Below are 14,097 nucleotides of genomic sequence, written 5' to 3'. Positions count from 1 at the left end.
CTCCACACTGAAGTGACCAGCGAGAGTGATCTGAAATGAGTTCCATCATGAACGCCATGAACGGCGCGGAAGGCGAATACCGCACGGATTCACAGGGCCCGATCACCGCCCGGCCCGTCGTCGCGGAGGATACGGTGATCGGGTACCTGTGGTTCGCCCACGCTCCACAGGAGCATGCCGCCGGCTTCATCGCCGTACCGGGAAGCGCCGTCGCCACGGCGCGGGCCACAGAGGTCTGGGAGACGAGGCTGCGCGAGGCCGCGCGTAACGGGATCTCCCCCGAGCAGGCGGTACTCGACTGGATCGGCGCACCCGCGGACCAAGAGGCGGGTGCGATCCCCGCCGGATCCTCCACCTGGGAGGCCGAGAACACCGGCGCGCTATCGCGTGAGCTCTTCGCGGGGCGTCAGGGACGAGGCGACGAGGAGCCCGGTGTCCCGGGGCCACCGGTGTTCGACCGCTGGAGCGACGAGGCGCTCGCCCCGGTCCTGGTCGGTAGGTCCTACGCCCCTGCCACCGACGGGCCGGTGCTCTACGTCCCCGTCACCAAGGGTGACACGCTCATCGGCTACCTTTGGGCCTCGGAAGCCGACGACGCCGGCGACTTCCAGCCCCTGCTCCCGCCCGACGTCGAGGTCAATGTCGCCCGCGGTTGGTGGATCATGGAACACGTACGCCTGCGCGGCGAGGGACTGACACCTTTGGAGGCCCTACGGTCCTCCGTGGGCACGGTGGACGACCGCCACGGTGGCAGGGTGGACGCCGCCGCCATCGAGTCCCGAGCCGAGAGCCTGGCGCAACTCCGCGACATCGCACGTAGATGAAGCTCGGGCCCCTGGTCGTCGGGGCCCACGGACGCACTCCCCTCGGCACGACAGGAGAGTCTGTTGACAGACACCTCGGCCAGACCCGCGCGCGTGGGCCGCGCCACCGTCGCCTCGCTGTTCCTCTTGGGGCAGTTCGCCTTCCCCGCCGTGGCCGGAGCCGACACCTCCGAGGAACCACCGACGCTTCCACAGGTCCACGAGTTCAAGGGGGAACAGCAACCATGCGGTCCCGAGAGCACCGACACCGTCGATCAGCTCCCCTGGACCCACAGCTCGTTGGGCCTGGACGAAGCGCATCGGCTGAGTACGGGGGCGGGTGTCACGATCGCGGTACTGGCCCCCGAACTCGACGCCACCGGCCCCGCTCTGGAGGACGCCGTGGACCAGGGTGAGACGGCGGACTGTCTCGGCTACGGAACCTTCGTGGCGGGTATCGTCGGCGGTCGTTCGTTCGAGGGGAACGGAGCCGTGGGCGTGGCCCCCGAAGCGACCCTGCGATTCGTCCCGACCGGGTCGCCGGCTACGGGGGTGGCCACGGCCGGGGAGATCGCCTCGGGGGTGGCCACGGCGGCGGACTCGGGCGCGTCCGTCATCCTCGTGGCCACGTCGGCGTGGTCGGGCTCGACGGAGCTGGACCAGGCGGTGGAGGCCGCGACCGAGGACGGATCGTTGGTGGTGGCACCGGCGACCGTGAACACCTCGCGCGGCCCCGTCCCCGGACACCCCGCCCAGCACACCTCGGTGCTCGCCGTGGCGGGCCACACACCCGAGGGCCCGCCGTCGATCGAGTCTCCCCTGCCGCTCCCGGACGGTACGCCCTCCCGGGTCGACCTCCTGGCGCCGGGTGACCGGGCCGTGGCCCCCGGGGTCGGCGGCGGACACGTCACGGGAAGCGGAGCCGGGGTGGCGGCCGCCTTCGTGGCCGGGACCGCCGCACTGCTCACCGAGCGTTTTCCGGACCTGGGCACCGAGGAGCTACGGGACCGGTTGCTCGCCACGGCCTATCCGTCTCCGGGCGGGGACGATGACCCCGTGCACGGGAGCGGGCGGGTGGACCCCGTGGGCGCCCTGCTGTCCCACCCCGCCGAGGAATCCGTCACGGTGGCGGGCGACGTCTTCGTCCCGGACCCCTCACCCCAGGGGACGTTGGAGGCACTGCCCACCTCCCTGGTCGCGGGCGGGTTCGCGCTGCTGATCGTGGTGTGCGGTCTGGGCGCCGCGGTGGTGCGCAACGGTCGCGCCCGTTCGTGGCGACCCACGGCACAAGGCGAACCGGTCCCCATCGGCCCCCCACCCGACCCCTTGCGGGACTGAACGGCAGCGGGGCCGAACGTGCGGCGGGCCGCTCCGATCGGAGCGGCCCGCCGGACACGATTCACCTTCGCGACGTGCTCAGGAGTCCTCCCGCTCCTCGGCGATCGCCAACTGCACCTCGACCGGGTCTCGTCGGGAGATCCACAGGGCCCGTCCGGGCTGCATGCGGCGGGCTCGGACGGAACCGAACAGCATGCCCTCCGAAGGCGGGGTGGAGAGCATGATGCTGGGTGTGTTGAGGTCGATCAACGACCGGATGAAGGGGTCACCGGCCGCACGGCCGAACCCGCCGGCCGCGTGGACCACGATGACGTGCATCCCGATCTCGGCCCCCTGCGCGATCAGCGGCAACAGGGGGGACATCGGGCTCGGCCCACTTCCGGCCACCAGTTCGAGGTCGTCGACGATCACGAACAGTTCCGGCCCGTTCCACCAGTCTCGCGAACGGATGCGGTCCGGCGTGATGTCGGGACCCGGAACCCGAACGTCCATGGCCTGCGCGGCGGCCTGCATCATCTCGCGGACGCTGTCGGCGGAGACCCCGTATCCGAGTTGCATCTCCTTGGGTACGGCGTCGTAGAGCTGACGGCGCTGATCACCCAGGACGACCCTCGCCTCCGAGGGACCGTAGTGCCTGCGGATGGCGTTGGTGATGTGCCGGACGAGGTTGGTCTTGCCGGACTCGGTGTCGCCGATCACGAGCAGGTGGGGTGTGGCCCCGAAGTCGTGCCAGAAAGGCTGCATCCGACGGCTCTCCAGCCCCAGGGGTACCCGGAGCACACCACCGGTGCCGTCGAGATCGGAATCGGGGAGCTCGTGCGCGCGTAGCCTCGCGGGAAGGGTGCGTACCGGAGGCACCACGGGACCGTCCCAGGCTCCCTTGGCGCGTTCGACGATCTCGGCCATGCCCGCGGACGCGGTCACCGAGTCCGGTACCCCGTCCGCACGCGGGAGCGCGCCGAGGAAGTGGTGTTTGTCGTCGGTGATGCCGCGTCCGGGGATCTTGGGAACGGTCTGTGCCGCCCTCATGTGGACGAGGGAATCGACGGGGTCGCCCAGACGGAGTTCGAAACGGGTACCCAGGAGATCACGGACACCGGTGTTGAAGTCCGCCCAGCGGGGCGAGGCGACCATCACGTGCAGGCCGTAGTTGAGGCCACGTTGGACGAGCTGCACGATGGGCGCCACCAGATCCATGTTGTCCTGGCGGATGGTGCCCCAGCCGTCGATCACGAGGAAGACGTCCCCATACCGCTCCTCGGCGAATTCACCGGCGGCCCTGCGCGCACGATAGGTCGCCATGGAGTCGATCCCGTTGTCGGCGAAGAACGCCTCCCGGTGGTCGAGGATCTCGTGCATCTCCAGGATGGTGCGGAAGATGCGACGCTCATCGGTGCGGGCCGCCACACTGCCCATGTGGGGCAGGTCCTTGAGCGCCTGGAGCAGACCACCGCCGCAGTCGATCGCGTAGAACTGGACCTGGGCCGGTGTGTTGACCAGCGCGAGTCCGAGGATGAGCGAGGCCAGGAGCGTGCTCTTGCCGCTCTGCGGGCCGCCCGCCACACCGACGTGCCCGCCACTGCCCGAGAGGTCGGCCGTCATCGGCGACCGAAGGTGTTCGAAGGGACGGTCGACCACACCCGCGGCGACCTTCAGCGAGCCCCGTTTGTTCCAACGAACCCCGCTCTCGGGGATGTCGTTTCCGATCGTCGCGTGCAGTTCGTCCAGGAGCGGGGGGGTCTCCAGGGGCGGCAGCCACACCTCCCGGGCCGCTGGCCCGTGGCCGGTCAGTCGTTCCAGAGCCAGGTCCAGCAGGGAACCGGTCTCCTCGACCTCCTCCTCCACGGGCCGGACCTCCGAGACCTCCTTGGGCACGGCGACCGGGGAATCGGTGAACAGGACCGTCCCCAGACCGACACCGTGACCGGTACTGACCGCGCGCCGACTCACCCGATAGGGGCCGGACACATAGGCGGCCTTGAAGCGTGTCAGGGTCTCGGTGTCGGTCTTCAGGAACCCGTTTCCCGGTGCCGAGGGCAGGCGGTGCGCGTCGGGCACCCCCAGGACCCCCCGGCTCTCGATCGCGGAGAAGGTCCGAAGGGCGATCCGGTAGGACAGGTGGCTCTCCAACTGGTGCATCCGCCCCTCGTCCAGCCGCTGTGACGCCAACAGCAGGTGGACCCCCAGGCTCCGTCCCAGTCGGCCGATCATCACGAACAGGTCCATGAAGTCCCGGTGCGCGGCCAACAGCTCACTGAACTCGTCGACCACGACGAACAGGGTCGGCAGCGGTTCCATCGACGGATCCGACTCCCGCGCCTTCTCGTATTCGTGCACCGAGCTGTAGCCGCCCGCCGCGCGTAGGCGCTCCTGGCGGCGCACCAGCTCACCGTGCAAGGCGTCCTGCATACGCTCCACCAGGATGGCCTCGTCGGCGAGGTTGGTGATCAGCGCCGAGGTGTGCCGGAGCTCGTCCAGACCGATGAAGGTCGCGCCACCCTTGAAGTCCACGAGGATGAAGTTGAGGGTGTCGGGGGTGTGTGTCAGGGCCAGGCCCAGTACCAGGGTGCGGAGCAGCTCGCTCTTGCCCGATCCGGTCGCGCCGATGAGCATGCCGTGCGGGCCCATGCCGCCCAGCGCCGACTCCTTCAAGTCCAGTTCCAGGGGGGCGCTGTCCGAAGTCATGCCGATCGGTACCCGCAACCGGTTCTTCGGGTGCAGCTCCCCCCACATCCGCTCCGGGTCGTGCGCCGGCAGGTCACGGATGCCCAGCAGCGTGGTCAGCTCGAAGTCCGTCGTCAGCGGTTCGGTCACCTCGGTGGTGACACCGCCGGCACGGTAGGGGGCCAGTAGCCGTGCCAGGGCGGACGCGCGGACCGCGCTGAGGGTGTCCGGCCGCCCCAGGGTCTCCTCCGTGTCACGTCCGGAGTGGTCGTTGCCCAGCATCACGAGTTCCTCGGGATCGACGCGCAGCGCCAGGGTGTGGGGATCGTCCTCGGGCGGCATCGGGTCGTCGACGTCGATGACGACCGTGTTGCGGTATCCACCCCCGAGAAGGCGCGACCCGGGCGGGATGGCGCCCCCGTCCACGATGATCACGGTGAAGGGTTCTTCCCCGCCCGGTGAGGCCGAGGGGTCGAAGCGCGGACGGTTCATGAGGTCCTCGTTGAGGGCCTGTTCCAGGTCGACGGCGTCGGTGAAGAGCAGGCGCAGTGCCCCCGCACCGTCCCGTGCCGTCGGATGCTGGGCGTGCGGCAACCACTTGGTCCACGACCAGTGAGGCATCGATCCGGCGGAGGCACAGACGACGACCCTGAGGTCGTCCGGAGAGTGGAAGACCGTGAGCTGACCCACCACGGCCCGTGTGAGCCCGCGCGAGGCGGAGACGTCCCCGCGCATTGTCACCCGCGCGTATCCGCGCAGGTACACCTGGACCGGTTGGTCGTCCACCGTTCCGTAGGCGCGGATGAAACGGCGCAGTGCGTGCGCGCTGAGGGGTTCGAGGTCCTCCACCGGTTTGGACGAGACCGGGGAGATCTTCATGGACAGTGCCTGCGCACCGACCGCGACCCGGACCTCGCCGAAATCCTCGTCGTCGGCGCGCCTCTCCCACAGACGCGAGGTACGCACGATGGACCACAGCGCGTCGGGGTGGGGAGCCCGCCAGAGCATGGCGTCCCGTTGTTCGGTGACCACACCGCGTAGGCGAACGCGCATCTGACGCAGGTAGCGCAGGTAGTCACGGCGGTCGTCGTTGAGCTTGGTCCTGCGTTCGAGCATGGCACGCAGGTACTGTCCGCCGAGCATCGCGACGGCTCCGACCAGCATCATCCCGCCGGCGATGAAGGGCATGACCGTGCCGCCCATTCCGCCGGGGCGCATGATCATCATGAGCATCGCCATCGAGGTCAGCGCCATGGGCAGGTACATGAACACCGAGGACATGCTCGACTGCTGGGCCGTCAGCTCCGGAGGTTCCTGGAGGGAGATCTCCCCGGTTGGGAGATCGGGACCGGGCCGTCGGAGCGGTCTGCGCACGCGGATGGTACTCAAAGCCGGGGATCTCCTTCGAAGGGCCGGATGTCGGCCCAGAGGATAGGGAGTTCGGGTTACGAGCAGGGAGCCGGGAGGTCACACGCTCATGAGCGTGAGTCGCCCATAGAAGCTACCGTTACCAACCAAAAACACTAATACGGAGATTTAACCCAACACAACGTCAAAGGACACCCGAAAGGTGTTAATCTCCGTAACGCTAAGCCCCCGTCGATCGGCTCTCGGTGAACGATTCGTCTGTCGGCGACCCCTGTCGCCTCCTGATCCGCGCCCCTGAACTTTCCTTCGAGATAGCGGCACCGGTCGAGGTTCCCCTGTCCGAAATTATCCCCACCCTGGTCCTTTACGCCGAGGGCGACGACGGGGAGGACCTCGACGAGGCAGGGCTGGAACACGATGGATGGGTGCTCCAGCAACTGGGCGACGAGCCGCTGGAAGAAGACGAGACGCTGTCGTCCCTCGGTCTCTGCCACGGTGAGACGCTGTACCTGCGTCCCCGGCGCGACCAGTTGCCCCCGGTGCACTTCGACGACATCGTCGACGGGGTCGCCAACGGCATCTCCGAGCGTCCCGACCGGTGGGAGCCGAACCACCTCAGGGGCCTCCTCCAGGTGCTGGGACTGGTGGTGCTGTTCACCGGCCTGATCGTCATGGCCGGCTCGGGGCGGGACCTGTTCACCGCGATCAGCGCCGCGGGCTCCTCACTCCTCATCCTGGCCTCCGCATGGGCGGCCTCCAGGGCCATGAGCGACCTCACCGCCGCCAAGGGGCTGGCCGGCATGGCGACGCTCGCCATGGGACTCGCGGGTGCCTGTGTTCCCACCGGCGAATCGGGAACCCTGCTTCTCGGCGCGATCATCCTCACCGCCTCCCTGACGGCGGCGGGTGCCAGTGTGCTGGGGGTCGCGGCCGTCGCGGGGGCGGTCCCCTTCTTCACCGGTCTCTTCGTCGTGGAGGCGCTCGGGATCATCGCGGGACTCACCCTGATGTTCCTTCCCGGCACCTCCTCCCTCCAGGCCGCGGCGCTGGTCGGCACCATCGCCCTCTTCGTCGGCACCTACGCCCCCCAACTCGCGTTCCGCCTCTCCGGCCTGCGCATGCCCGCCCTGCCCGCCAACCCGGAACAGCTACAAGAGGACATCGACCCCTTCCCCGCTCGAAGGATTCTGGACCGGACCGCGCTCGCCGACCGCTTCCAGACGTCGCTGTACGCGTCCACCGGCGTCGTACTCGCCGTCTGCCTGACGGTGCTGGCGATGGGACCGGGCTGGGCGCCCAGAACCCTCGCCGTGATCATGTGCCTGGTCATGCTGCTCCAGACCCGCGGCCTGGCCGGCGCCCGGCAACGAATCCTCATGACCGTCCCACCGTGGCTCGGTCTCATGGTCTTCGTGGTGGACCTGGCCTGGAGCGCGGACCCGGTGCCACGACTACTCGCGGTGGTCGGCCTGTTCACGGCCACGACCCTGTTGGCGGTGGTCTCCTGGTCACTACCGGGAAGACGGGCGGTCCCCCACTGGGGTCGAGCCGCGGAGATCATCCAGGGGATCCTGTGCGTCGCGATCATTCCCCTGATCCTCGCCCTGTACGAGGTCTACGGACTCCTGCGCGGAATCGGGGGCTGACATGCAGTCGCGTCGTGACCGGGTGATGGCCTACAACTTCACCGTCGGGCGCCTGGGGACGGCGATGTTGGAGGGCGACCCCGACGCGGTGGACGCCCCCATGCGCCGTACCCGCGGCGGCACCTATGTCGGCCTGGGCCTGGGGGCCCTACTCTGTATCGGATTCCTCGTCTTCGGCCTCATCATGCCCGGCGGAGCCACCGCGTGGCGGCAGGAGGGTGCAATCGTCATCGACAAGGACGGTGGCGCCACCTACCTGTACTCGGAGGGCACGCTGCGTCCGGTCGACAACCTGGCCTCGGCGCGTCTGATCGTGGGCGACGGAGCCAAGACCAGTCTGGTGAAGCAGGCGTCCTTGGAGGGCACTCCGGTGGACGGACCCGTGGGCATCCCCGGTGCCCCCGACGCCCTGCCGGAGGAGGGCGCCCCCGCCGTGTGGCGGTACTGCGCCCTACCACCGGTCGAGGGCCAGGAGACTCCGCGCGGTCGAACCGCCCTGGTCGCCGGAGACGCGTCACCGCCCCGATCCCCCGAAGCCGACCAGGGCATCCTGGTGTCCGATCCGGACGGCGCGGTGTACCTGTTGTGGGGCGGGCAACGGCTGCGGGTGGAGGAGGAGTCCGGCGGATTCCAGGCGCTCGGCTACGGCACCAACTCCGTCCTGACGGTCTCCAACGCGTTTCTCGGCACGATTCCAGAAGGCCCCGACGTTGAGGCGCCGCCCGTGGCCGGGGCCGGGGAACCCGGACCGGGTTCGATAGACGCCGACCACCGTGTCGGCCAGGTGTTCGCGGTCTCCACCCCGGGCCAGGAGGATCAGCACTACCTCCTGACACGTGAAGGCCTGGTCCCCCTCAGCCTGACGGAGGCGTTGCTCCTCCTCGCGGATCCCGATGTCTCCGGTGCCGCTTACGGCGACACGTCGCCTGAGGCCGTCCCTCTCAGCGCCTCCGAGGCACATCGGGCCCTCGCATCCGGAGCCTCCTCACCGGAGAACGCGAACGGACTCCCCACCGCTCCACCGACCGCATTGGACCTGGGGTCCGCGGTGCCCTGTATGCGTTGGGAAGAGGACGGGGCATCGCTCCTGACCGTCGACGACCCCAAGGGGATCCAGGCCTGGCCCGTCCAGGACCGTCCCTTCGTCGCCCCCGGTTGCCCCACCCCCGACCTGGTGGGAATCCCCTCCGGTGTGGGCGGGGCCGTCAGGGCCGTGCCCGTGGGGGGCACGGAGACCTCCCCGACCTTCTTCGTCGTGACCGACGCGGCCGCCAAGTACCCCGTGGCGGACGACGCCGCGCTCGGCGCCCTCGGATACACGGCCGCCGAGGCCGTCCCGCTACCGATGTCCCTACTGCGAGTCCTGCCCACAGGACCGCTGTTGAGCCAGGAGTCCGCCCCGTTGCCTTTGGCGGCCTCTCCTCGGGCCGGGGGCCAAGCCTGTCCCTAGTCAACGACAACAGTGGAGATGAAGCAGATGTCCAGAACACGTAATACCGATGAGGCCAACCGACTCGCCCAGGAGGCGATGACTGAGGCCCACACACAGTGCAACAACATCTACACGAACGTCGACGACCTGCGCGACGGACTCCGGGCCTCCTGGCACGGAGCCGCCTCGAACCGCTACAGCGAAGCACTGGTGGGCTGGCTGGAGGAACTCCGGCTGATCACCAACGACATGAACCAGATGATCGGGACCTACGGCGGCACCGTGCAGGCCATGCACCAGGCCGAGGACACCGCGATCGTCACCGGTTCCCGGTGGATGGACGACCTCAACCCCAACCAGTCGGGCTGACGACCGCACCCGATGTCCCCGCACGAAGACCCCTGAGCAGCACTTCCGAGACGAGGTAGAGCACATGCAAGGATTCGACGTCAGCTACGGCCAGGTGGACGAGGCGACCAGCCGCCTCTCCCAGCAGACCGAAGCGGTGGCCCGACAGATCGAGGAACTCGACCAGAAGATGCAGACGCTCCTGGCCGACATGTCCGGTGAGATGAAGGAGAACTACCAGACCAAGGTCTCCTCCTGGCGCCTCAACGTCGCGGACATGCGGACTCTGCTGGGCAAGGCGCAGACCGCACTGAACGAGATCCGGAACAACTACTCGGGCACGGACCGCCGCGAGGCCATGAACTGGTCCGCCCTCCTCTGAGCCGGTCCGCGCCGGGCCGACGCGTGCGCACCCCTCCCCCGTCGAGCCCGTCCTAACGGGGCCGGACCCGTCCGACCACGGGTCCGGCCCCCACCTCCCCACGTTCGGATGACGCCCACCGCACGGGCGGCAAGGAGACAGAGACGTGTCCGGATCGCAGTACGACTTTCGTTCCGCCCTCTCCGGTCAGCGGGATGCCCCGGCCGGTGGTGAAGAGGAGCAGGCGGGACTCCTCACCACACTGACTTCCCAGGAGAACTCGGCCCTGCCCGGGGCGAGCGCACCCCTGAGCCTGAACCTGGCGAACGGCCTGCTGGTGATGGGCAACCCCTCCGGTTCCCTGGAGGTCGACACCACAGACCAGCGGGTGGTCATCGACCCGGATTCGCCATCCGAGGTCGGCCGGCGCGACGGGGACGTGGTCCTGGGCGCCACCGACGAGGCCGCCCCCCTGTGGACGGGTCAGGCCGTGGAGGGCGAAGCGCTCCAGCCGATGGTGATCTCCAAGCTCGCCCCGGTCTCCGAGGGTGTGTCCGCCTCCAGCGCGACCATCCCGGAGGGGGAGGTGACCGAGCCGCAGGAGAACCCGGTGCACGTCGTCTCCGTCCAGGAACCCGATCCGTCGGACCTCGCCGAGGACTTCTCGTCCACGGAGGGCACACCCCTGGCGGAGGCCCTTACCTCCGAGTTCACGCCGATGACGGAGAGCGTCCCGGCTGTGGAGACCGTACCGGGCGAGGAGGCCGATGCCACCGGTGACGCCACCGGCCCGGTGGTCACCGTCGACTCCGAGACGGGCGAGACCGTCATCCTCGCCGAGGATCTGCGGATCACGGTCGGCCCCGAGAACGGCCAGGTCCGGATCGAACCCTCGGACGAGAACGTCCCCCTCTCCGAGGACACCGCCCCGATCACCGTCGACGCCGGCGGCATGACCATGGTGATCGACCCCGAGAACGGCACCCTCGAGGTGACCCCGATCGAGGGCGAGTCCACGGACATCACCGTGGACATCGGCGACTTGAGCATCGTCATGGACGGTGAGACCGGCGAGATCAGCGTCGATCCCTCGGAGGGCTCCGTCTCGGTCGACCCCGAGACCGGCCTGGTGACCATCGAGCCTCCCGTCGACAAAGATGACACCGATGAGCACTCCCCTGGGGAGGAAGCGGGGCATAACCCGGGCCGGCACCACTCGGAGGACGAGGGAGGCGGTGATGAGGGAAACCCCGAGGACCGTGACGGTGCCCACGACGACGGGGCCGGGCAGGGGCTTCCGCAGGGCGAGGAGAACTCGGGCGAGCAGCCCGGTCACCACGCCGGCGACGGATCCGGAGCCGGAACGGGAGGCGTACCCGGAGGCGTACCGAGCGGCACCGGGGTCCCCGGAGGGGGATACGGCGACCAGAACGAGACAGAAGACCAAGACGGGGACACCGACGAACCCGACACCGCCACCAACGGCGAAGCCCAGGACGAAGAGCCCCAAGCCGAAATCCTGGCCCCCGGCCAGAACGGCACCGACAACCAGAACGAAAACAGCGACAGCGCCGGCGCCAGTGCCGAAGAACCCCAAGCCGACATCCCAACCCCCGACCAGAACGAGACAGAAGACCAAGACGGGGACGAGGACGAGGACGAAGACGAAGACGAAGACGAAGACAAGGACGAGGACGAGGACGAGGACGGCAGTGAGGACACGAGCGGCGGTGACGGGGATTCCGACAGTGAACCCGGAGGGAAATCTGGGAACGCAGAAGACGGCACCGGCATCAATGCGGCAGAACTGAACGCCTTTCAAACAAAATATCTCGAACCGCTCTACACAACACTTCAAGAGCAGATACCGAAGTTTGCTGTTTATTCCAGCTCCGATGGAGATAATAGCAACCTCGAATCAGTGAGACTCGGAAAAGGACCAGACCTTCCGATAGCAACACGGCTGGCCAATGAGATCAACACCTCCATGACGAAAATGCATGAAATCCTCACTGGAATGCGCCAAGAAGTAAATCGGATCGACAGGCGTATCAAGGCGAATATCCACGAATTCGACAACCTCGAAGAGGACCAGGTGTTCTCCGCCCAGGACATCGCATCTCTCCTGACCGGAAATGGCGCCGGCTCGTCCAGCCCAGGCGGGTACGACAACTACGGATCTCCGAATGGGGAAAACAAAACTGATTAAATAATCTGATTTCTACCCGAGAGAAAACCTATGGAACTCCATGAGATCATGAACCTTTTCGCTGACTCGGAGGAAGGGGGAGATTTCCCCGAAGTCCCACCCATGAGTTCGGTCACTGAAAACCCATGGATGACCCATGGGCGTTATCATTTTTCCCGGACCACCGGACCTGGTGGAATGGGATTCAAAAACTTGAATCGCTGGTGGAGATACCCAGTAGATAGCATTTATGGGGATTGGGATTACGCGGGCTACCAGATGGCCACAGAAAATTGGGAGGAACAAGAGAAGAAGTTCAATGACGCACTCGTCAAAACAGCCGGCGTCCTGTCCTTGAGAACTGAAGGACTCGGGTCTGACCGATTCTCGTTTAAAACGATGTACTTCGCACTCTCAAACCTAAACCTCCTGGCCAAGGCTCTTGAGGAGCACGCACATAACTCAGATGGTACCGGTTTTTTCAACGCATACCAGGAAATCGATGTCCCCGATGGGCCGTTCAGGGGTTCGGCCGCCGGCGTATATGCGAACATCCTCTACGGTTTCGCGACAAGACTGAACGACCTCGCAAACCAGACCTCCGACTATTGGAATAATTTCCAAAAAGGCCTGAATGACCTTTACCCAAAAGCCCTTGCCCTTAACAAGCAAATCAACGACGTAACCTCTGATTCGAAGAATTCGGTCCAGTCGGTGATGAACCACTGGTATTTTAATACCTCAGCAGGGACGGAGCGCTGGCTTGAAGCTCGTGATCAGTTCGAAATTCGATGGCGCCGCGGCACAGACGATCAAGAGGAAGTATATGGAATACCAGGAGACGGCCCCACGAACCAATTCATCAACAGTGAAATCCAGAACATGTGGAAGGACCGCTATAGTGGAGTCATCGATGCTGCGAACGATCTTTTCAAGTACATGGAGTCGGCGTACAGTACCACGTTCACCAGCCTGACCCCTATCGACGATCCCATTTCCGGAAACCTGAGCAACGACACCACAAATGAGGATAACAAATCCGGCAACGGCGATGACGATTTTTGGAAGAAATACCTGAATGGCCTGAATGGAGAGAACGGGGAAGGGCCACCCGGAATAGGCGGCGGAGACTGGGACTGGAATGACATCCTGGGAAACCCCGGTGGCGGTGGTAGCGGCGGCGGTGGAAATTACGAACCACCTCCTTCGGGAAACGCGCCTCCCCTGCCCAACAATTACCCGGGCCTTGACAATGGCGCTGGTGGCGGTTGGAACGGAGAGTCCGCTCCTCCCCCGGGATACGAAGGTGGCGGCCCCGACCTCGGCAACACGTTCCCCGGTGCTGACGGACTGTCTGATGCCGACTGGTCGGCCGATGGTGCGGGAGGGCCTGGAGGCACCGGTCCCCTCGACCTCAACGGCCCCGGCAGCGGGGGGATGGGGGCGGGTTCGCCTGTCAACGGGTTCACCTCACCGGGCGGCGGCTTCGACCCACCACTCGACACCAACTTCCCCGGCGGCGGCGGGATTGTTCCCCCACTCGGGGTTTCCGGACCGGGTGGCTCCACGAGTGACCGCAGGCAGCAGAACGGTGATCCGGGGCTACCGACCAACTTCCCGGCACCGAGCTCGCTGGACCTGGATCCGGAATCCGGGTTGCCGATCAACCCCGACACCGGCCGACCCTTCCCGGTAGACCCGGACACCGGCCAACCCTTCAACCCCGACACCGGCCTACCACTCAACTTCGACCCCGTCACCGGGCAGGTCTCCCCCATCGACCCCCTCACCGGACTACCGACCCCGCCCGACGGCGGCGGGACCCGATTGGACCTGGACCCGGAATCGGGGCTGCCGATCAACCCCGACACCGGCCGACCCTTCCCGGTAGACCCGGACACCGGCCAACCCTTCAACCCCGACACCGGCCTACCACTCAACTTCGACCC

The 14,097-nt window shown here is 66.9% G+C and carries 8 protein-coding genes and 1 pseudogene; 8 read left to right on the top strand and 1 reads right to left on the bottom strand.

Translation table 11 applies throughout. The features are described from left to right. Positions 1-35 precede the first annotated feature (35 nt). On the top strand, positions 36-824 hold the full coding sequence (locus ACWGSK_RS01435) for a hypothetical protein (protein WP_452454935.1): 789 nt from the start codon (positions 36-38) through the stop codon (positions 822-824). Positions 825-887: 63 nt separating this feature from the next. After that, positions 888-2,141, top strand: a complete 1,254-nt coding sequence (locus ACWGSK_RS01430; RefSeq protein WP_358508001.1) for a S8 family serine peptidase — start codon at positions 888-890, stop codon at positions 2,139-2,141. 78 nt (positions 2,142-2,219) lie between these two features. Here the strand turns inward: ACWGSK_RS01430 and eccCa are convergent, their stop codons facing one another. Next, the gene (gene eccCa / locus ACWGSK_RS01425) at positions 2,220-6,194 is read right to left on the bottom strand and encodes a type VII secretion protein EccCa (RefSeq protein WP_452454934.1); all 3,975 of its coding nucleotides are present in this window, start codon (positions 6,192-6,194) and stop codon (positions 2,220-2,222) included. Between the two features lie 224 nt (positions 6,195-6,418). Here eccCa and eccD point away from each other — a divergent pair, with 224 nt between their 5' ends. From eccD to ACWGSK_RS01395, 6 genes and pseudogenes are all read left to right on the top strand, one after another. Next, positions 6,419-7,819 (top strand): type VII secretion integral membrane protein EccD, encoded by a 1,401-nt coding sequence (eccD, locus tag ACWGSK_RS01420; RefSeq protein ID WP_452454933.1) that lies wholly within the window; start codon positions 6,419-6,421, stop codon positions 7,817-7,819. Position 7,820: 1 nt separating this feature from the next. Continuing rightward, positions 7,821-9,269 carry a type VII secretion protein EccB gene (gene eccB / locus ACWGSK_RS01415; RefSeq protein WP_452454932.1) on the top strand — a complete coding sequence of 483 codons (1,449 nt, stop codon included), beginning with the start codon at positions 7,821-7,823 and terminating at the stop codon, positions 9,267-9,269. A gap of 27 nt (positions 9,270-9,296) precedes the next feature. After that, positions 9,297-9,620 (top strand): hypothetical protein, encoded by a 324-nt coding sequence (locus ACWGSK_RS01410; protein WP_452454931.1) that lies wholly within the window; start codon positions 9,297-9,299, stop codon positions 9,618-9,620. A gap of 64 nt (positions 9,621-9,684) precedes the next feature. Further along, positions 9,685-9,981, top strand: a complete 297-nt coding sequence (locus ACWGSK_RS01405; protein WP_358507993.1) for a WXG100 family type VII secretion target — start codon at positions 9,685-9,687, stop codon at positions 9,979-9,981. Positions 9,982-10,126: 145 nt separating this feature from the next. Next, positions 10,127-12,169, top strand: a complete 2,043-nt coding sequence (locus ACWGSK_RS01400; protein WP_452454930.1) for a hypothetical protein — start codon at positions 10,127-10,129, stop codon at positions 12,167-12,169. A gap of 30 nt (positions 12,170-12,199) precedes the next feature. Further along, positions 12,200-14,097 (top strand): annotated as a pseudogene (locus ACWGSK_RS01395) (hypothetical protein); the annotation flags it as partial.

Source organism: Nocardiopsis sp. NPDC055551 (genome assembly GCF_053619415.1).
This window is presented reverse-complemented; position numbering and strand designations above follow the sequence as displayed.

Excerpts from the sequence above, each read along its gene's own strand:
- ACWGSK_RS01435 (WP_452454935.1), top strand. The coding sequence starts at position 36 with ATGAGTTCCATCATGAACGCCATGAACGGCGCGGAAGGCGAATACCGC.
- eccB (WP_452454932.1), top strand. The coding sequence starts at position 7,821 with ATGCAGTCGCGTCGTGACCGGGTGATGGCCTACAACTTCACCGTCGGG.
- ACWGSK_RS01410 (WP_452454931.1), top strand. The coding sequence starts at position 9,297 with ATGTCCAGAACACGTAATACCGATGAGGCCAACCGACTCGCCCAGGAG.
- ACWGSK_RS01405 (WP_358507993.1), top strand. The coding sequence starts at position 9,685 with ATGCAAGGATTCGACGTCAGCTACGGCCAGGTGGACGAGGCGACCAGC.